Annotated in this window: 16 protein-coding genes and 1 pseudogene; 11 read left to right on the forward strand and 6 right to left on the reverse strand. The window is 69.8% G+C overall.

Annotation, left to right across the window (positions count from 1 at the left end; genetic code table 11):
* Positions 1 to 2: 2 nt before the first annotated feature.
* The 5 genes and pseudogenes from ACU4E7_RS08150 to ACU4E7_RS08170 all read right to left on the reverse strand — a co-directional run bounded on the left by ACU4E7_RS08150 (position 3) and on the right by ACU4E7_RS08170 (position 5,437).
* A complete protein-coding gene (locus tag ACU4E7_RS08150) occupies positions 3 to 893 on the reverse strand; it encodes a branched-chain amino acid ABC transporter permease (RefSeq protein WP_238122238.1) in 891 nt (296 codons plus the stop codon).
* Between the two features lie 11 nt (positions 894 to 904).
* Positions 905 to 1,678, reverse strand: coding sequence for an ABC transporter ATP-binding protein (locus ACU4E7_RS08155; RefSeq protein ID WP_238122457.1), 774 nt, complete (start codon positions 1,676 to 1,678; stop codon positions 905 to 907).
* A gap of 378 nt (positions 1,679 to 2,056) precedes the next feature.
* Positions 2,057 to 3,229 (reverse strand): annotated as a pseudogene (locus ACU4E7_RS08160) (AMP-binding protein); the annotation flags it as partial.
* Entirely contained in the window at positions 3,217 to 4,074 is an 858-nt protein-coding gene (locus ACU4E7_RS08165; RefSeq protein ID WP_238122237.1) for an ABC transporter ATP-binding protein, read from the reverse strand. The gene ACU4E7_RS08165 and the pseudogene ACU4E7_RS08160, both read right to left, overlap by 13 nt.
* 34 nt (positions 4,075 to 4,108) lie before the next feature.
* A complete protein-coding gene (locus ACU4E7_RS08170; RefSeq protein WP_238122236.1) occupies positions 4,109 to 5,437 on the reverse strand; it encodes an ABC transporter substrate-binding protein in 1,329 nt (442 codons plus the stop codon).
* A gap of 244 nt (positions 5,438 to 5,681) precedes the next feature.
* Between ACU4E7_RS08170 and ACU4E7_RS08175 the strand changes: the two genes are divergently transcribed.
* The 8 genes from ACU4E7_RS08175 to ACU4E7_RS08210 are packed head-to-tail and all read left to right on the forward strand — an operon-like array spanning position 5,682 to position 14,011.
* Entirely contained in the window at positions 5,682 to 6,800 is a 1,119-nt protein-coding gene (locus tag ACU4E7_RS08175; RefSeq protein WP_238122235.1) for a phosphotransferase family protein, read from the forward strand.
* An 11-nt stretch (positions 6,801 to 6,811) separates the two neighbouring features.
* The gene (locus ACU4E7_RS08180) at positions 6,812 to 8,002 is read left to right on the forward strand and encodes an acyl-CoA dehydrogenase family protein (protein WP_447021212.1); all 1,191 of its coding nucleotides are present in this window, start codon (positions 6,812 to 6,814) and stop codon (positions 8,000 to 8,002) included.
* The gene (locus ACU4E7_RS08185) at positions 7,999 to 8,793 is read left to right on the forward strand and encodes an SDR family NAD(P)-dependent oxidoreductase (RefSeq protein ID WP_447021213.1); all 795 of its coding nucleotides are present in this window, start codon (positions 7,999 to 8,001) and stop codon (positions 8,791 to 8,793) included. The genes ACU4E7_RS08180 and ACU4E7_RS08185 overlap by 4 nt, the downstream gene beginning before the upstream one ends.
* 14 nt (positions 8,794 to 8,807) lie before the next feature.
* Positions 8,808 to 10,028, forward strand: a complete 1,221-nt coding sequence (locus ACU4E7_RS08190; protein ID WP_238122232.1) for a CaiB/BaiF CoA transferase family protein — start codon at positions 8,808 to 8,810, stop codon at positions 10,026 to 10,028.
* 35 nt (positions 10,029 to 10,063) lie between these two features.
* On the forward strand, positions 10,064 to 11,707 hold the full coding sequence (locus ACU4E7_RS08195) for an acyl-CoA synthetase (RefSeq protein ID WP_447021214.1): 1,644 nt from the start codon (positions 10,064 to 10,066) through the stop codon (positions 11,705 to 11,707).
* Positions 11,691 to 12,428 carry a FadR/GntR family transcriptional regulator gene (locus tag ACU4E7_RS08200; RefSeq protein WP_238122230.1) on the forward strand — a complete coding sequence of 246 codons (738 nt, stop codon included), beginning with the start codon at positions 11,691 to 11,693 and terminating at the stop codon, positions 12,426 to 12,428. The genes ACU4E7_RS08195 and ACU4E7_RS08200 overlap by 17 nt, the downstream gene beginning before the upstream one ends.
* Before the next feature lie 11 nt (positions 12,429 to 12,439).
* Complete coding sequence (locus ACU4E7_RS08205; RefSeq protein WP_447021215.1) at positions 12,440 to 13,213, forward strand: nitroreductase; 774 nt, start codon at positions 12,440 to 12,442, stop codon at positions 13,211 to 13,213.
* 36 nt (positions 13,214 to 13,249) lie between these two features.
* Positions 13,250 to 14,011 carry an SDR family NAD(P)-dependent oxidoreductase gene (locus ACU4E7_RS08210; protein ID WP_447021216.1) on the forward strand — a complete coding sequence of 254 codons (762 nt, stop codon included), beginning with the start codon at positions 13,250 to 13,252 and terminating at the stop codon, positions 14,009 to 14,011.
* Between the two features lie 11 nt (positions 14,012 to 14,022).
* On the opposite strand, the gene ACU4E7_RS08215 is transcribed toward ACU4E7_RS08210, so the two are convergent.
* Positions 14,023 to 14,586, reverse strand: coding sequence for a TetR/AcrR family transcriptional regulator (locus ACU4E7_RS08215; protein WP_447021217.1), 564 nt, complete (start codon positions 14,584 to 14,586; stop codon positions 14,023 to 14,025).
* Between the two features lie 339 nt (positions 14,587 to 14,925).
* On the opposite strand from ACU4E7_RS08215, the gene ACU4E7_RS08220 reads away from it, so the two are divergent.
* Genes ACU4E7_RS08220 through ACU4E7_RS08230 form a run of 3 tightly spaced genes read left to right on the forward strand, consistent with a single transcriptional unit; the run spans position 14,926 to position 18,749 of the window.
* The gene (locus tag ACU4E7_RS08220; protein WP_238122226.1) at positions 14,926 to 16,134 is read left to right on the forward strand and encodes an ABC transporter substrate-binding protein; all 1,209 of its coding nucleotides are present in this window, start codon (positions 14,926 to 14,928) and stop codon (positions 16,132 to 16,134) included.
* A gap of 15 nt (positions 16,135 to 16,149) precedes the next feature.
* Entirely contained in the window at positions 16,150 to 17,589 is a 1,440-nt protein-coding gene (locus tag ACU4E7_RS08225) for an aldehyde dehydrogenase family protein (protein ID WP_238122225.1), read from the forward strand.
* Positions 17,589 to 18,749, forward strand: a complete 1,161-nt coding sequence (locus tag ACU4E7_RS08230) for a CaiB/BaiF CoA transferase family protein (protein WP_238122224.1) — start codon at positions 17,589 to 17,591, stop codon at positions 18,747 to 18,749. The genes ACU4E7_RS08225 and ACU4E7_RS08230 overlap by 1 nt, the downstream gene beginning before the upstream one ends.
* Positions 18,750 to 18,754 lie beyond the last annotated feature (5 nt).

The following is an 18,754-nucleotide window of genomic DNA, read 5'->3' on the forward strand; positions in this document are numbered from 1 at the left end:
GGTCAGACCCTCGCGATACGGGCGGCGCCGAACAGGCCGGTGGGGCGCCACAGGAGGACGGCGACGGCAAGGGCGTAGGGGAACCAGTTCTCGATGCCCCCGCCCACGAACGGGCCGAGATAGACCTCGGCCAGCTTTTCGCTGACGCCGATGACGAGACCGGCGACGATGGCGCCGGCGATGGAGTTGAAGCCGCCGAGGATCATCACCGGCAGTGCTTTGAGCGCCACCAGGGTCAGGGCGAACTGCACGCCCAGCCGGGCGCCCCACACCAGGCCGGCCACCAGGGCGATGAAGCCGGCGACGCCCCATACCACGGCCCAGATGAAGCCGAGCGGCACCCCCGCCACCTGGGCGGCCTGGGTGTCGTCCGCCACCGCCCGCAGGGCGCGGCCGATGCGGGTGGTGCTGAAGAACACCGAGAGCACCGCCACCAGCACCGCCGCCATGACCGCGGTGGAGAGGTCGAACTGCGAGACCAGGATGCCGCCCCATTCGATGGGATCATCGGGAATGCCGAGATCGAGCCCGCGCACCCCGGTGCCCCAGATGAGCTGGGCCAGGCCCTCGAGGAAGATGGACAGGCCGATGGTGGCCATGAACAGGATCATGGCGTCCTGCCCCAGCAGCGGGCGCAGCACGGCGCGTTCGATGCCCACCGCCAGCGCCATCATCACCACCAGCGTCACCAGGAAGGCGGCCCAATAGGGCAGCCCGTATTCGGTGAAGCCGACGAACGTGAGCGCGGCGAACAGCACCATGGCGCCCTGGGCGAAGTTGAACACGCCGGAGGCCTTGAAGATCAGCACGAAGCCGAGAGCCACCAGAGTGTACATGACGCCGGACAGCAGCCCGCCCACCACCACTTCGAGAAAGAAGGAGAAATCGGACATGGGAGCGCTCCTCAGGCAGCCGTGCCGCCGATGGCGGCAGAGCCGAGATAGGCGGCGATGACGTCAGGGTCGGCCCGCACCGCGTCGGGCGGGCCATCGGCGATCTTGCGGCCGTAGTTCAGCACCACCACCCGGTCGGACAGGCCCATCACCACGCCGATGTCGTGCTCGATGATGAGGATGGTGGTGCCGAAGCTCTCGTTCACCGCGCGGATGAAGCCGCACATGTCGGCCTTCTCCTCGTGGGTCATGCCGGCCATGGGCTCGTCGAGCAGCAGCAGGCTCGGCTCGGTGGCCAGGGCGCGGGCCAGCTCCACCCGCTTCTGCACGCCATAGGGCAGGGTGGCCACCGGCACCTTGCGCAGATGCTCCAGGTCGAGAAAGGCGAGGATCCGCTCGGCGGCGGCGCGCTCGCGGCTTTCCTCGCGGGCGGCCGCCGGCAGCCGCAGGGTCTTGGCCAGCACCGAGGCGCGAAAGCGTGCGGCGCGCCCAACCATCACGTTGTCGATGACATTCATGCCTTTGAACAGGGAGACGTGCTGGAAGGTGCGCCCGATGCCGGAGCGCGCCGCGAAGGCCGGGCGCATCCGCGCCCGGGTCTTGCCGCGGAAGGTGATGGTGCCCGCGCGGGGGTGGTAGACGCCGTTGAGCACGTTGAGCAGCGAGGTCTTGCCGGCGCCGTTGGGGCCGATGACGGAGAGGATCTCGCCGGCCCGCACGTCGAGGGAGACGTCGGTCAGCGCCTTCACGCCACCGAAGGCGACGCTCACATCGCGGATCTCCATCAGCACCGCCCCGCCGCTGCGCGGCGCCGGGCCACCGGAGCGGCTGGTCTGGTGCGCCGCCGGCGCTCCGACCCGGGGAGCCGTCGGGCCGGAGCGCCGGACCTCGCCCGCCAGGGTCAGCTCGGCGGGGCTGAAGCCCTGGGGGCGGATGCGCACGGTGGTGATCTTTGGCGCGGCGCCGCTGCGGCCGGCATTCACCGCGGCCACCGCCCGGTCGGCGAGGCTGCGCACGGCGGGCAGCGCGCTGGCGCCTTCCCCAGCGGGCAGGCCGTTGGCCTCCAGGAAGCGGTCGAGCGCGGCGGGGTCGAAGGCGATCTCCGCGAGCAGGCCGTTGTCGGTGGCGCTGACGCGGGCGCGCTCGATCTCCGGCGTGTCGCGCAGCAGCGCCTCCACATGGGCGAGGGGGCACCGCCCGCCCTCAGCGGGAGTCGCGGGGGCCGCGGGCACGATGGCCCCCGCCGCGGTCTGCGCATATTCGGTGCGCAGCGGCACGCCATAGCCGAGCAGGCGCGCCACCATGCCCGGCTCCGGCTCTGCGCCGGTGACCACGGCGCTCCGGCAGCGGCTGAGGCCGAGGGCGTTGAGGAGCGGCGCCGCGAACAGCAGCGTGCCGCCGGGCAGGCCCGCCCGCGCCAGGCGCTGCAGGGCGCGGCCGACGCCGCTCTGGGTGCCGAGCCGCGCGGTGATGGAGCGATCAAGCAGCTCGAACACCCGCGCGGGCGCGCACAGATAGGTGGGGGCCACCTCCTGCAGGTCCAGGGGGAAGGTGGCCGGGCCCTCCACGCAATGGACGCACAGGCCGCTGACCAGCGGCTGCACGAGGCTGGTGGCGGCATCGGCGATGCCGGACATGGGCAGGAAGGCGAGGGTGGTGTCGCGCGCGCCGAGGCCCAGCTCGTTGAGGGTGGCGCGGCCGGCCTGCAGCAGGGCCGCGTGGGAGAGGGCCACCGGCGCCGGCAGGCCCTCAGCGGTGTCGTCATGAAGGATGAGGGCGGTGTCGGCGGCGCCGGGCCCGGCCGCGCGGATGGCAAGCCAGGCCACCGCCTCGTCGCGGTCGACATCGGGGTTGGGGGCGATCTCGTCGAGCCGCAGCAGCGGGCCGGAGAAGCCCGGCAGGCGGGCCTGCCACAGCAGCGCCGCCTCGGCGCCGTCGCACAGCACCAGGTCCGGGGTCTGCGCGGGGGCGCCGAAGCGCCGCAGGAATTCCCCGCTCAGGGGCATGGCCGCCGCGCCCAGCGCCTGGGCGGCGAGATGGGCGGCATAGAATTCCGGCCGGTTCTCGCCCACGGTGGCGAGCACGCTGCCGGCGCGAAGGCCCATGCCATCCAGCAGCCGGGCCATGGCGGCCACATGGCCGAGATAGGCCTCGAAACTCCAGCTGTGCCAGATGCCGGCGCGCTTGTGGCGCAGGGCCGGGCGGCCGGCGTGGTCGCGGGCGGCGGCGAGGAGCGCCTGGGGCAGGGTGCCCGCCGGCGCCAGGTGTGACAAAGCGGCGTGATCCGGCGCGCTGTTCATGGGGCGTTCCTTGCGAAGCGGGGTCACGAGAGCCATCGGCGGCGGCGGTCGGCGAGGGCGGCATCGCCCATGCGCGCGGCGCTGGCATCCAGGCCGAGATAGGAGGCGCGGATTTCCGGGTCGTCCATCAGGACCTCGGGGGCGCCTTCGCGCACCACCCGCCCGCTTTCGATGAGATAGCCATAGGTGGCATAGCGCAGCGCCACCGAGGCGTTCTGCTCGGCCAGGAGGAAGCTCATGCCCTCCTTGCGGTTCAGCTCGCGGATGATGACGAAGATCTCTTCCACCAGCAGCGGGGCGAGGCCCATGGAGGGCTCGTCCAGCAGGATCAGGCGCGGCCGGGCCATCAACGCCCGGCCGATGGCGCACATCTGCTGCTCGCCACCGGACAGGAAGCCGGTGGCCATGTTCCGCCGCTCCCTGAGACGCGGGAAGTAGCTGTAGACGAGCTCCAGGCTGTCGGCGATGGCGCGCCCCCCGTCGCGACGGGAGAAGGCGCCCACCTTCAGGTTCTCCTCCACCGAGAGGGTGGGGAAGCAGTGCCGCCCCTCCATCACCAGGGAGAGCCCGCGGCCGGCGAGGTCGCAGGCGTCCAGCGTGTCGATGCGCGATCCGTCATAGTGGATGGAGCCGCGGGTGATCTCGCCGCGTTCCGAGCGCAGCAGGTTGGCCACCGCCTTCATGGTGGTGGTCTTGCCGGCGCCATTGGCGCCGAGCAAGGCCACCACGCCCTGGCGTGGCACGCTGAGCGAGAGGGCCCGCAGCACCAGCGCCAAGCGCCCGTACATCACCTCGATGGCGTTGATGGTCAGCAAGGCGTCTTCCGGGGCTGCGGCAGTGTTCTGGGCCGCGGTATCCCGGCGCCCGACGTTCTGGGTCATGGTGGTCCCTCCCGTGGGTGTGGCGACGTCCGGCTCAGTCCTCCTTGGCGCAGTCGCGCGGGGTGATGTTCTTCTCCTGCGCATACTTGGCGGCGGAGGCCTCGATCATGGGGCGCACCAGCTCATGGTCGGGCTTGATCCAGTCGGAGATCATCACCCACTTCTCGCCGTCCCACTGCTGGAAGCGGATGGCGCCGCCGCCTTCGTGATCGGCGCAGGTGACGGAGATGGCCGGCATCAGCCCCTCCAGGCCCAGCTCCTTGATGCGCTCGGGCGTCATGGTCAGGTGTTCCAGGCCCCAGCGCACCTGATCGCCGGTGAGCGGCTTGTTGCCGAACTTCTTCATGGCGGTGCGCATGGCTTCGGTGATGGTCGCCCCGTGCAGCACGCCGCGCACGTAATAGACCGAGCCGATGCGGTTCTCCTCCACATTGCCGAGGCCCTTGGCGTAGACATACTTCTTGATGTCCTCGAACACCGGATAATTGGCGCCGGTGGCGTGGAACTGGGAGGTGATGAAGCCCTTCGCGGCGGCGCCCGCCGGCGTCACGTCCTCTTCGGAGCCCGACCACCACCAGCCGATGATGCGATCGCGCGCGATGCCGGCACGGGCGGCTTCCTTGAGGCCGGTGGGGGTGGCCGCGCCCCAGCCGCGGAACAGCACCCAGTCCGGCTTGTACTGGCGCACCTGGAGCCACACGGCGCGCTGGTCGAGGCCGGGCGGGGCGATGGGGAAGGTGGTGACCTCGAAGCCGTAGCGCTTGGCCTGCGCGTCGAGAATGGGCTGGGTCTCACGACCGGCGGCGAAATCCATCACCACATTGGCGATCTTCTTGCCCTTCAGCTTCTCCATGCCGCCTTCCTTCTCGCCAATAAAGCGGATGGTGGCGGTATTCTCGCTCCAATAGTTGGAGATCAGCGGGAAGAAATAGGGAAAGACCCGGCCGTCCGACGAATCCGTGCGGCCATAGCCGATGGTGACCGAGGGGATCTTGTCCGCGGTCATGCGGTCGATGAGGGCATACACCCCGCCGGTGCCGGAGGGGGTGAAGGCGGCCGCGCCGGTGGGGCCCTTGCCCTTCTGGCGCTCGTAGCACTCGATCATGCGGTCGGGCTGGTAGCCGGTCTCGCATTCCTCGGGCACCAGCTTCACGCCATTGACGCCCCCGTCGCGCTGGTTGAGCAGGGTGAGATAGTCCTCATACGCCCCATAGATGCCCGAACCGCCCGGCGCATAAGGCCCGGTGCGGTAGATGGCGATGGGCATGAACTGCTCCATGGCCGTCCCGCCCTCGGCGCGGGCCGGGGCCGGAGCGACCATGGCGCAGGCAAGCGCAAGCATCCCGACTTGGTGAAGTTTCACGGCTGAGCCTCCCTCGGCCTGTGCATTTTGCCAGGCTATTTTTATCTGATGATCCGACGATAATAGGAGCCTCTGTCTTTCGTCAAGAACACGATGATTTTCCGGGGTGTTCTAAAAATTCACGTTATTTCATATAATTGCTGCGATGTATGCTGATTTTTCGCTGCTCTGCATCACATTTTCATGCTTGACCGGACAATTTTGGTCCGACAATTTTGGTCGGACAATTCGAGAAGGACGTTTCATGTCTGAGGCGAGATCCGAGGCCCGCGCTGCTGGCCCGTCGGCGGCCGTGCCGGCCGGCGTCGCGTTGCGCGGGGCGCAGGAGAGCCGGCCGCAGGATTGGGGGGCAATCTCCCGCCACCTCGCCGGCGTGGGCCTCGCCCTCGACCCGGGGATGGCGCCGCGCCAGTTCGCCGGTGGGCTGGCCAATCTGAACTACCTGCTGCGCCTCGCCGATGGTGGCTGGGCGGTGCTGCGCCGTCCGCCCGACGGGCCGCTGCCGCCCGGCGCCCATGACATGGCCCGCGAGCATCGCATTCTCTCCCGCCTCTGGCGGGCGCTGCCGCTGGCGCCGCGCAGCCTGCATCTGTGCGCTGACGCCGCCGTGGCTGGCGCGCCGTTCCAGATCCTCGAGTTCCGCGCCGGCATCGCCATCCGCGGCGACAGCCTCGCCCCGCTGGATGAGAGCGCGCAGACCGGCGCGCGCCTCTCGGCGCTGCTGGTGGAGACGCTGGCAGCCATCCATGCGGTGGATGCGGACGCGGTGGGGCTCGGGGATCTCGGCCGGCCCACCGGCTTCTTCGCCCGCACCGCCCACGGCTGGCTCACCCGCGCCGCGCGGATCGGCGACGGCGCGGTGTCGCCGGCGGTGCGCGCCATCGCCCGGTGGCTGGAGCAGGTGCGCGAGCCCGCCGGCAACGCGCCGACCCTGCTGCACAACGACTTCAAGCTCGACAACATGCTGCTCGATCCGACCCGCCTGACGCCGGTGGCGGTGGTGGACTGGGACATGGGCACCCGCGGCGACCCGCTGTTCGACCTCGCCACCCTGCTCAGCTACTGGACCGAGCCGGGCGACCCCGGCTGCATGCACCGGCTCGCCCAGATGCCCACCGCCAAGGCCGGCTTCGCCAGCCGCGAGCAGGTGGCGCTGGCCTATGCCCGCGCCACCGGGCGCACGCTCGATGCGCTGAAGCCCTATCGCGTGCTGACCATGCTGAAGCTCGGCGTGGTGTTCCACCAGCTCCACGCCCGCTACCGCGCCGGCGAGACCTCCGATGCGCGCTACGCGCCGTTCGGCGTGCTCGGCGACGAGTTGCTCGATTTCACCCTCGACATCGTCAACGACAAGATCTTCTGAGGCGACGCCCCATGGATTTCTCCCTCCCTCCGGACCTTGCGGCGCTGCGCACGCGCACCGCACGCTTCGTGCGCGACGTGGTCATTCCCTTCGAGACCGATCCGCGCCGCACCGCGCACGGGCCCACCGACGCATTGCGGCAGGAGCTGGTGGGCGCCGCCCGGGCCGCCGGCCTGCTGAGCCCCCATGTGGCGCAGCGGTGGGGCGGGCTCGGCCTCTCCCATGTGGGCCGGGCGGTGGTGTTCGAGGCGGCCGGCTATTCCATGCTGGGGCCGGTGGCCCTCAACATCGCGGCGCCCGACGAGGGCAATATGCACCTGATGGCGGCGGTGGCGACGCAGGCCCAGCAGGAGCGCTGGCTGAAGCCGCTGGCGGCGGGCGCGACCCGCTCCTGCTTCTGCATGACCGAGCCCCACCCCGGTGCCGGCGCCGACCCCACGCTGCTCAAGACCACCGCCGTCAAGGACGGCGACAGTTTCGTCATCAACGGCCGCAAGTGGCTCATCACCGGGGTCGACGGGGCGGCCTTCGCCATCATCATGGCGCGCACCCTGGTGGACGGGCAGGACGTGGGCGCCACCATGTTCCTCACCGATCTGCCGGCGAAGGGCTTTGCCGTGGCGCGGGAGCTGGACACGCTGGATTCCTCCTTCACCGGCGGCCATGGCGAAGTGGTCTTCGAGAACCTGCGCATTCCCGCAAGCGATGTCTTGGGCGCGGTGGGCGAGGGCTTCCGCTATGCCCAGGTGCGGCTGGTGCCGGCCCGCCTCACCCATTGCATGCGCTGGCTCGGCGCCGCCCAGCGGGCGCATGACATCGCCGCGCATTATGCGCGCGAGCGTGAGGCGTTCGGGGCCCGGCTCATCGCCCACGAGGGCGTCGGCTTCATGCTCGCCGACAATGAGATCGACCTGCACACCACCCGCCTCGGCATCTGGCACGCCGCCTGGATGCTGGACCAGGGCGAGCGGGCCAACATGGAAAGCTCCATGGTGAAGGTGCACGCCTCGGAAGCCATCTTCCGGGTGGTGGATCGTGCCCTGCAGATTCTCGGCGGCCTCGGCATGACTCGGGATACGGAGGTGGAGCGCATCTTCCGCGACGTGCGCGGCTTCCGCATCTACGACGGCCCGTCGGAGGTGCACCGCTGGAACATCGCCCGGCGGCTCGGCAAGGCCGAGGGACGGAGGGCGGCGGCATGAGCGCGCGGGTCTCTCCAGCGGCGCTGGCCGCGGTGCCCGACGGGCTGGCCGACAAGGTGGTGATCGTCACCGGCGGTGGCCGCGGGCTCGGCCGCGCCCTCGCCGAGGGCTTCGCGGCGGCGGGCGCCCATGTGGTGATCACCGGGCGCGACGCCGCCACCCTCGCCGAGACGGTCGCGGCGCTCACCGCGCGCGGCGGCTCGGCCCTCGGCGTGCCCGCCGACGTGGCACGCGCCGCGGATATGGAGGCCTTGTGCGCCACCGTGCGCGATGCCTATGGCCGCATCGACGTGCTGGTCAACAATGCCGGCATCAATCCCTGGTACAAGCCGGCCCAGGACACCAGCCTGGACGAATGGCAGGCGGTGATCGACACCAACCTCACCGGCGTGTTCCTGGCCTGCCGCGAGGCCGGACGGGTGATGCTGGCGCAGGGGGCGGGCGCCATCGTCAACGTCACCTCCGTGGCCGGCCGCGTGGCCCTGGCCAAGACCACCGCTTATTGCGCCGCCAAGGGCGGGGTGGAGCTGATGACGCGCCAGCTGGCGCTGGAATGGGCGCGCAAGGGGGTGCGGGTGAATGCCGTGGCCCCCGGCTATTTTGAAACCGATCTCACGCAGGGCCTGCGCGCCAATCCCGCCCTTGCGGAGCGGGTGACGGGGCGCACCCCCATGGGCCGCTTCGGGCACCCGTCCGAGCTCGTGGGCGCCTGCCTGTTCCTTGCCTCGCCCGCCGCCAGCTACATCACCGGAGCTTCGCTCGCGGTGGATGGCGGCTGGACCGCCGCCTGATGGGGACCTCTCACATGACCATGCTCACACCCCCCGCCGCCGCGCGCCCCGCCACGGTTCCCCCGGCCCTCGACGGCCTCAAGGTGCTGGATCTCACCCGGCTGCTGCCGGGGGCCTTCTGCTCCATGATGCTGGCGGACCTCGGCGCCGACGTCACCAAGATCGAGCAGCCCGATGGCGGCGACTACAACCGCACCTTCGCGCCCATGGCGAAGACGGTGTCGGGCTCGTTCCTGCTGCTCAACCGCAACAAGAAGAGCCTCACCCTCAACCTGAAGACGCCGGAGGGCAAGGCCATCCTGCGGCGCCTGGCATGCACCGCAGATGTGCTGCTGGAAGGCTTCCGCCCCGGCGTCATGGAGCGGCTCGGCCTCTCCTATGAGAGCCTGGCGGCGGACAACCCGCGCCTCGTCTATTGCGCCATCTCCGGCTACGGGCAGGACGGGCCGAACCGGCTGAAACCGGGCCACGACCTCAACTATCTGGCCGAGGCCGGCGCGCTGCAATTGTTCGGCAAGGCGGGGGAAGGGCCGATCGTGCCCGGCCTGTCCATCGCCGATGTGGGCGGCGGCTCGCTGATGGCCACCACCGGCATCCTTGCCGCGCTGCTCTCCCGCGGGGTGACCGGCAAGGGCCAGTTCGTGGATATTTCCATGCATGACGGCGCCATCTCCTGGCTGGCGCTGCACGCGGCCGACCATCTGTTCGCCGGGCTGGAGCCGAAGGGCGGCGAGCGGCCGTTCATCGGCCAGGCGCCCTGCTACAATGTCTATGCCTGCGCCGACGGAAAATACGTGGCCCTCGGCCTGATCGAGGAGCATTTTTGGCACCGCTTCTGCGATGCGGTGGAACTGCCCGCCTTGAAGGCCGAGCAATGGCCGCAGGGCGCCGCCTGCGAGGCCCAGAAGCGCACCCTTGCCGACCTGTTCGCCACCCGCCCGCGCGATGCCTGGGTGGGCGCGCTGGAGGCCGCCGACATTCCGGTGGGTCCGGTGCTGTCCATGGAGGAGGCGTTCGCGGCGCCCCATGCCCGGCATCGCCAGATGCTGCTGCACATGGAGCATCCGCAGGAAGGCACCATTCCCCAGCTGGGTTTTCCGGTGAAGCTGTCCGGCACGCCGGCCAGCCTGCGCGCGCCGCCGCCGCTGCTGGGCGAGCACACGGCGTCCATCCTGTCCGGCCTCGGCTACAGTGAGGACGATATTGCCGGGCTGCGCACGGCCGGCGCGATCTGAGAAGAGAACCCGCGAGAGGTTCCCGGGAGGAGCATATGGCGCCCAACATGACCGATTACGAGGCCACCCGCCGGACGTTCCGATGGCATGTGCCGGAGACGTTCAATTTCGGCGTCGACGTGGTGGACCGCATGGCCCGCGAGGATGATCGCCCGGCCCTCATCTGGGCCAATGCGCAGGGGGAGGAGAAGGTCTTCCTGTTCTCCGACATGGCCCGGCTGAGCGCCCGCTTCGCGGCGGTGCTGGCCGCCCGCGGCATCGGCAAGGGCGACCGCGTGCTCATCATGACGCCGCGCATTCCCGAATGGCAGATCGCCATGGTGGGCTGCCTGAAGCGGGGCGCGGTGCCCATTCCCTGCATCGAGATGCTCACCGCCAAGGACATCGCCTATCGCGTCCGCCATGCGGGCGTGCGGGCGGTGCTGGCCCGCGCCGCGCACACCCACAAGTTTGCCGAGGTGATGGACGAGGTGCCGGTCCGCCTGTCCATCGGCGAAGCGCCGGGCTTCGAGGCGCTGGCGCCGGCCATGGCGGCGGCGGCGGAGACCGCGCCGGCGGTGGTGGAGGCGGATGATCCCGCCGTTCTCTACTATACCAGCGGCTCCACCGGCCTGCCGAAGGGGGTGCTGCATGCGGCCCGGGGGCTCTATGCCTGGCGTAATTCAGCCCGCTACTGGCTGGACCTGCGGCCCGGCGACATCATGTGGTGCACCGCCGACGTGGGCTGGAGCAAGGCCGGCACCTCCATCCTGTTCGGTCCCTGGAGCTGCGGCGCCACCACCTTCTTCTACGACGGTCCGTTCGACCCCCAGGAGCGGCTGCGGCTGCTGGAAAAATACAAGGTGAGCGTCTATTGCGCGCCCGGCACCGAATTGTTCCGGGTGGTGGATGCGGGGGTGGAGGCGCACGATCTGTCGGCGCTTCGCCACACCGTCTCTTCCGGCGAAACCCTGAACGGGGCGGTGGCCGACCGGTGGCTGGCCAAGACCGGCATCGCCATTCTCGAGGCCTATGGGCAGACCGAGACGCTGATGACGCTGCTCAACTATCCCGCCAAGCCCACGCGCATCGGCTCCATGGGCCTGCCGGCGCCGGGCCTGGAGCTGGACATCATCGACCCCAACGGGGTGCGCCTGCCGCCGGGGGCGGAGGGGGACATCGCGCTGCTCACCCCCAACCCGCAGATGATGCTCGGCTATCTCGACGACCCGGCGCGCACCGCCGACTGCTACGTGGAAGGCCCCGAGGGCCGCTGGTTCATCACCGGGGATCTCGGGGCGAAGGACGAGGATGGCTATTTCTACCATCGCGGCCGGCGCGATGACGTCATCAATTCGGCGGGCTACCGCATCGGCCCCTCGGAGGTGGAGAATGCGCTTCTGGAGCACCCCGCCGTGCAGGAGTGCGCGGTGGTGGCGGCGCCGGATACGGAGCGGGGCGAGATCGTGAAGGCGTTCGTGGTGGTGCGGTCGGGGGTCGTGGCCGATGCGGCGCTGGTGCGCAGCCTGCAGGACCATGTGAAGGCCGTGACCGCGCCCTATAAGTATCCGCGGGCCATCGCCTTTCTCGATGAGCTGCCGAAGACCATGACCGGTAAGATCCAGCGGCGCGTGCTGCGCGATATTGAAAAGGAACGCGCGGCCTTGGGTGGAAAGATGAAACATGTCCCTGTTGTTTGATCCGGTTCAGGCGGAGCCCGCCTTCCGCCTGGTGGCCCGCACCATCGAGGAGAAGATCCTGGCGGGGGAGATCGCCCCCGGAGATCCGCTGCCGGCAGAGGCCCGGCTGGCCGAGCAACTGGGGGTCAACCGCTCCACCGTGCGCGAGGCGATCCGGGTGCTGGAGCAGAACGGGTTCGTGCGGCGCGAGCTGGGCCGCAAGAAGCTCTATGCCTCCATTCCCGAATCCGACGTCATCTCCCGCCGCCTCACCGCCGCCATGGTGCTTCACCAGGTGACCTTCGAGGAATTGTGGGAGGCCATGTTCGCCTTGGAGCCGGCCGCCGCCGCCTCGGCGGCGCACCGTTCGGACGAGGACGATCTCGCCGCCATCGCCCGGAACCTGGAGGCCACCCGCCAGGCGCTGCAGGACAGTTCCAGCCTCACCAAGCTCGACATCGAGTTTCACGAACTGGTGGCCAAGGCCACCCGCAACCGCGCCATCCAGGTGGCGCGGTTGCCGCTGAGCGAGCTGTTCTACCCGCCCTTCTACCGGGTCATGTCGCGCCTCAACGCCGGCCAGCGCCTGCTGGTGGCCCATGAAAGCATCTACGAGGCCATCCGCGATCACGACGAGAAGCGGGCGCGGGACTGGATGGAAAAGCACATCCTCGATTTCAAGCGGGGGTACGAGCTCGCCAACCTGGACATGTCCAGCCCCGTGGACATGCCCGAGAAATGAGGGTGCCGCCCATGTCCTCCATGTCCTCCATGTCCTCCATGTCCTCGCCTTCGATCTCCTCGCCTTCGATCTCCGCGCCGCCCGTCGCTCCCACGGGCCGCTCCGCCGCGGCAACGGCGGTGGAGGCTATCGCCTCACGGCGCGCGGTGCGGGCCTTCCTGCCCGACGAGGTGCCGCCGGCGCTGGTGCTGCAACTGCTCGATCTGGCCGCCCGGGCGCCGTCCGGCAGCAATGTGCAGCCCTGGCAGGTGCTGGTGCTCACCGGCGCGCCGCTGGTGGCGCTCGGCGCCGAGCTGCGGGCGCTGTCACTGGCGGGCGCGGTGGGCCAGGAGGAATATGCCTATTATCCGCGGAGCTGGCGCGAGCCCTATTTGGCGCGGCGGCGCAAGGTGGGCTGGGACCTCTACGCCAGCCTCGGCATCGCGCGCGGCGACAAGGCCGGCACGGCGGCGCAGATGGCCCGCAACTTCGTGTTCTTCGATGCGCCGGTGGGGCTGTTCTTCACCATCGACCGGGATCTGGAGAAAGGCTCCTGGCTCGATTACGGCATGTTCCTCGAGAACATCATGATCGCGGCGCGCGCCTTCGGCCTGGATACCTGCCCGCAGGCGGCCTTCAACCATTATGGCCATGTCATCACCCAGCGCCTGGCGGTGCCGCCCACGCAGACCCTGGTGTGCGGCATGGCGCTCGGCTACGCGGACATGAGCGCGCCGGAAAACACCTTCGCCACCACCCGCGAGCCGGCGGCGCACTTCACGCGCTTCATCGACCGGCTCGCCTGAGCTGCACCATCACACATCATCTGGGAGGACAACGCCATGCAGCTGCAGGGAAAGACCGCTATTGTCTCCGGCGCCGCCTCGGGGCTGGGGCGGGCCACCGCCGAGCGCCTGGCACAGGAGGGCGCCCGGGTGGCGCTGGTAGATCTCAATGCGGGGGCGCTCGATGCGCTCGCCGCGTCCCTCGGTGCCGGTGCCTATGCGTGCGACGTCACCGATGGTCCGGCGTGGGAGGCCGCGTTCGCCCGCATCACCGCCGATCTCGGGTCGCCGTCTGTATTGGTGAACTGCGCCGGCATCGCCCCCGGAGCGCGCATTGTCGGGCGGGAGGGACCGGCCTCGCTGGCCGAGTTCGAGCGGGTGGTCCGCGTCAATCTCACCGGCACCTTCAATCTCATGCGGCTGGCCGCCCATGCCATGACGGCCCACGCTCCGGATGCGGAGGGAGAGCGCGGGGTGATCATCAACACGGCGTCGGTTGCCGCCTATGAGGGGCAGATCGGCCAGGGGGCCTATGCCGCCTCCAAGGGCGGCGTGGCGGCGCTTACCCTGCCGGCGGCCCGCGAGCTGGCCCGCTACGGCATCCGCGTGGTGGCCATCGCGCCGGGCCTGTTCGGCACGCCCATGGTGGAAGCCATGACCGAGGAGGTGCAGCAGGCGGTGGTGGCCAACATCCCGTTTCCCAAGCGCTTCGGCAAGCCGTCCGAATATGCGGCGCTGGTCTCGAGCATCATCGGCAACCCCATGCTCAACGGGTCGGTGCTGCGCCTCGACGCGGCGCTGCGCATGCAGGAGCGCTGAGAGCGGCGCCGTCAGTTCTTGCGGGTCATGGCCAAAAGCGCCTCGATGGCCCGTTCGCCCTCCGCGTCGGAGAGGGGGGCGAGGCCGCTCAACTCGGCGAGCCACAGGCCGTCCGCCGCCAGCCGCACGATCTGCATGGGGGCGGTCTTCTCCTCCGGGGCGAGGGCGTCGAGGCGGGCGGTGATCCAGTGCCGCCACCGCTCGCGCAGGGAGGCCTCGGCCAGCAGCAGCACGGCGAGGCTGTTCCAGCGCTCGGCATCCGCGTCGGCGCCGGCATCCAGGCTGGCCAGCAGATAGGCGCGGGTGAAGCGGCCGTGGGGATCCACATCCTGGGCCATCAGCTCCTGGATCTGTGCCTGGGCATGCTCCAGCAGGGCGTCGTGCAGGGCATCGATCAGCGCCCGCTTGGTGGGAAAGTGATGCAGCAGCCCGCCCTTGCTGACCCCGGCGGCGCGGGCGACCGCATCCAGCGTCAGCGCGTGCAGGCCGGTGTCGACGCACAGGCGCGCCGCCACCTCCAGCAGCTGGCTGCGTACCAGCTGGGGCTGCTTTCTGCGTTGATGCGCCTCGCTCATGCTTGGGTCCTCCCCGGCGCCCGCCGGCGCCTGCTCCCGCCTCGGCGCGACGCAGGAGTGATGCGGGGAGGGCGTTTAGCACCGGCATTTCAAACCGTCCAGATGGTTTGTTTGGGTCCGGCCGATGTCGCACCGTCCGCACCGCGCGCCCGGGAGATTCGCCGGCGGTGGGCGGTGCCGCAACCCGGATGAGCTGTGCCGCGCCGCCTTCCGGTTGCGCAAATGGTCCGCTAGATGAACCAATGGTTCAAAAATTTGCATCCGCGCCCCATGCTGTCTAACGTGAGGCCACGCGCCCGTTGGGACGGGCCGACAACAAGCAAGATTGGGAGGAAGAGGATGGGTAGTCTCCGCAGGCTGGCGCTGGGCGCCATCGTCGCGACGCTCGGCTGGCCGACGCTGGCGGCCGCGCAGGATGTGAAGCCGTTCCGCATCGGCGTCTCGAACGATCAGTCCGGCCCCTATGCCGATCAGGGCGGCCCCGGCTCGGTGCTGGCGGCGAAGATGGCGGCGGAGGACTTCGGCGGAAAGGTGCTGGGCCGGCCGATCGAGATCCTGGTGGCGGACAATCAGAACAAGCCGGACATCGCCGGCCAGATCGCCCGCCGCTGGTTCGACGTGGATGGCGTTTCGGCGATCACCGATGGCGGCTCCTCGGCCTCGGGCCTCGCCGCCCAGGCCGCCGCCGCCGAGCGCAAGAAGGTGACGCTCATCACCGCCGGCACCGCGCCGGACTTCAGCGGCAAGCTGTGCTCGCCCTATGGCACCCAGTGGGCGACCTCGTCCTATGCCCTGGCCAACACGGTGGTGAAGGACCTGGTGCGCGACGGCGGCAAGAAGTGGTTCTTCCTCACCACCGATTTCGTCTTCGGCCACGCCCTGGAAGCGGAGACCTCCAAGGCCATCAAGGCGGCCGGCGGCACCGTGCTCGGCAGCGCCAAGCACCCCATCAATACCCAGGACTTCTCCTCCTACCTGCTGCAGGCACAGGGCTCGGGCGCCGATGTGGTGGCCATTGCCGCCGGCGGCTCGGACATGATCACCGCGGTGAAGCAGGCGAAGGAATACCAGATCCCCGGCAAGCTGGTGGCGCTCTATGTGAGCCAGCCGGAAGTGGACGCCATGGGCCTCGATGCCGCCCAGGGCCTGCGCTTCGCCACCCCCTTCTACTGGGATCTCAACGACACCACCCGCGCCTGGTCGAAGCGGTTCCAGGAGCGCCACGGCAAGATGCCGTCCATGATCCACGCCAACACCTATGCCGCCGTGACCCATTACCTGAAGGCGGTCCAGGCGGCTGGCGAGGACGATGCGGCCAAGGTGATCGCCAAGATGAAGGCCACGCCCATCGGCCAGGATGCGCTCATCCAGAATGCGTCGATCCTCGAGAACGGCCGGGTGATCATGGACATGTATGTGGCCAAGGTGAAGAGCCCCAAGCAGTCCAAATTCCCCGGCGACAGCTTCGACATCGTCGCCACTTTGCCGGCGGCGGAAGTGTTCGAGGGCATCGCGGCGTCCGATTGCCCACTGTTGAAGAAGCAGTGAGAGAGGATTTCCAGTATGGCTTCGGGTCTCTTCATCGGCGGGCGCTGGCTCGATCACGGCACGCGCGTCGCCAACATCAATCCCTCCGACACCTTGGATCCGCTCGGCGACTACAATTGGGGAACGGTCGCCGATGTGGAAGCCGCGGTGGCGGCCGCCCGGGCGGCGCAGCCCGGGTGGGCGGCGGTGCTGCCCGAGGCCCGCGCCCGGCTGCTGCGCCGGGTGGGTGACGAACTGCTGGCCCGCGCCGACGAGCTCGGGCGGCTGATGGCGCGCGAGCAGGGCAAGACCGTGCGGGAAGGCCGCGGCGAGGTGATCCGCTCCGGCGAGATCTTCCATTTCTTCGCCGGCGAGACCGTCCGCAACCACGGTGTGTTCACGCCGGGGCTGCGGGAGGGCTTCACCATCACGGTGAGCCAGGAGCCGGTGGGGGTGATCGGCGTGATCACCCCCTGGAACCTGCCCCTGTCCATTCCCGCCTGGAAGATCGCCCCGGCCCTCGCCTATGGCAACACGGTGGTGTTCAAGCCGAGCGAGCTCACGCCCGATTGCGCCTTTGTGCTCACCGACATGCTGGAGCGCGCCGGGGTGCCGGCGGGGGTGTTCAACCTGGTGATGGGCAACGGCCGTGATCTCGGCCCGGCGCTCATCGATGGCTGTGATGCCATCACCTTCACCGGCTCCGGGCCCACCGGCGCCGCGGTGGTGGCCGCCACCGCCGGGCAGATGAAGAAGGTGCAGGCGGAACTGGGCGGCAAGAGCGGCCTCGTCATCGACAAGACCTGCGAGCTCGACCTCGCCGTGGAAGTGGCGTTCCAGGGCGCCTTCCACGGCACCGGGCAGCGCTGCACCGCCTCCAGCCGCATCATCGTGCTCGATGCGGTGCGCGACGCCTTCCTGGACAAGTTGCTGAAGCGCATGGCCGACAGCCGCATCGGCCACGCCCTGGAGGAGGCGACCGAGATCGGGCCGGTGGTGGACCAGCGCCAGCTCGACAAGGATCTCGGCTATATCGACATCGCCCGCACCGAAGGCGGCGAGGTGCTGGGCGGCGGCAGCGTGCTGGAGCGCCCCCACGCGGGCTTCTATCTCGCGCCCTGCCTCATCGCCACCACCAACAACGGGGCGCGCATCAATCAGGAGGAGGTGTTCGGACCGGTGGCCTCGGTGCTGGCGGCACATGATCTCGACGAGGCCATCGCCATCGCCAACGATGTGCATTACGCCCTTTCGAGCGGCATCTGCACCACCGACCTGATCGCCGCGGAGACGTTCCGGAGTCGCTCGCGGGCGGCCATGGTCACCGTGAACGCTCCCACGGCGGGCCTCGATTTCCACGTGCCGTTCGGTGGCCGCGCCCCCTCGGGCTATGGCCCCCGCGAGCAGGGCATCGCGGCGCGGGAGTTCTATTGCGAATACAAGAGCACCTACGTCAACGTGTCGGGGCATCTGTGATGGCGGGGCCGCTGCAGGGCATCCGGGTGCTCGACCTGTCGACGGTGATCGCCGGCCCCTATGCCGCGCAGATCCTCGGCGACATGGGGGCGGAGGTGCTCAAGGTCGAGCCGCCGCAGGGGGATATCATGCGCGCGGCCGGCCCCGCGCGCTCGCCGGCCATGGGCGCGGCCTTCCTCAATGCCAACCGCAACAAGGATGGGCTGGTGCTCGACCTCAAGCAGCCCGCCGATCGCGAGCGGCTGCTGGCCCTGGTGCGGACGGCGGACGTGCTGCTGCACAATATGCGGCCGGCCGCCGCCGCCCGGCTCGGCCTGGGGCCGGAGACGCTGCTGGCCGAGAACCCGCGGCTGGTCTATTGCGCCATCGTCGGCTTCGGCCAGGACGGCCCCTATCGCGACTGGCCGGCCTATGACGACATCATCCAGGCGGCGGCCGGCTGGTCGGCGCTGGAGGCGACAGTGGGGGGCACCCCGCGCTATGCCCCGACCATCGTCGCCGACAAGACCACCGCCCTTTATGCGGTGGCGGCCATCAACGCCGCCTTGCTGCATGCGGCGCGCACCGGCCAGGGGCAGGCGGTGGAAGTGCCCATGTTCGAGGTGATGGCATCCTACCTGCTGGTGGAGCACTTGGCGGGGCGCACCTTCGTGCCGCCCGAGGGGCCGCCCGGCTATGCCCGCCTGCTGTCGCGCCACCGCCGGCCCTATGCCACCCGGGACGGTCATCTGAGCGTGATGCCCTACACCGCCAGCCACTGGCAGCGCTTCTTCGAGGCCGCCGGCCGGGCCGATTGGGCGGCCGATCCACGGCTCGCCGACGATGGCGCGCGCAGCCGGGCCATCGACGAGCTTTATGGACGCCTGGCGGCGTGCCTGCCGGCGCGCACCAATGGCGAATGGATCGCCCTGCTGCGGGCCGCCGACATTCCCTGTTCTCCGGTCAACGACGTCGACGATCTGCTGGCCGATCCCCATCTCGCCGCCGTGGGCTTCTTCACGCCCGCCACGCACCCCACCGAAGGCGAAGTGCTCACCGTGCGGCCGCCGGTGCGCTTTTCCCGCACCCCCTGCGCGGTGACGGCGCTGGCGCCGGGCCTCGCCGCCGACGGGGGAAAAGCGCAGACGGATCTTCTTGCCCCCGACTGTTTCGCGCCATAATCCGA

The organism is Xanthobacter sp. ZOL 2024 (assembly GCF_052932325.1).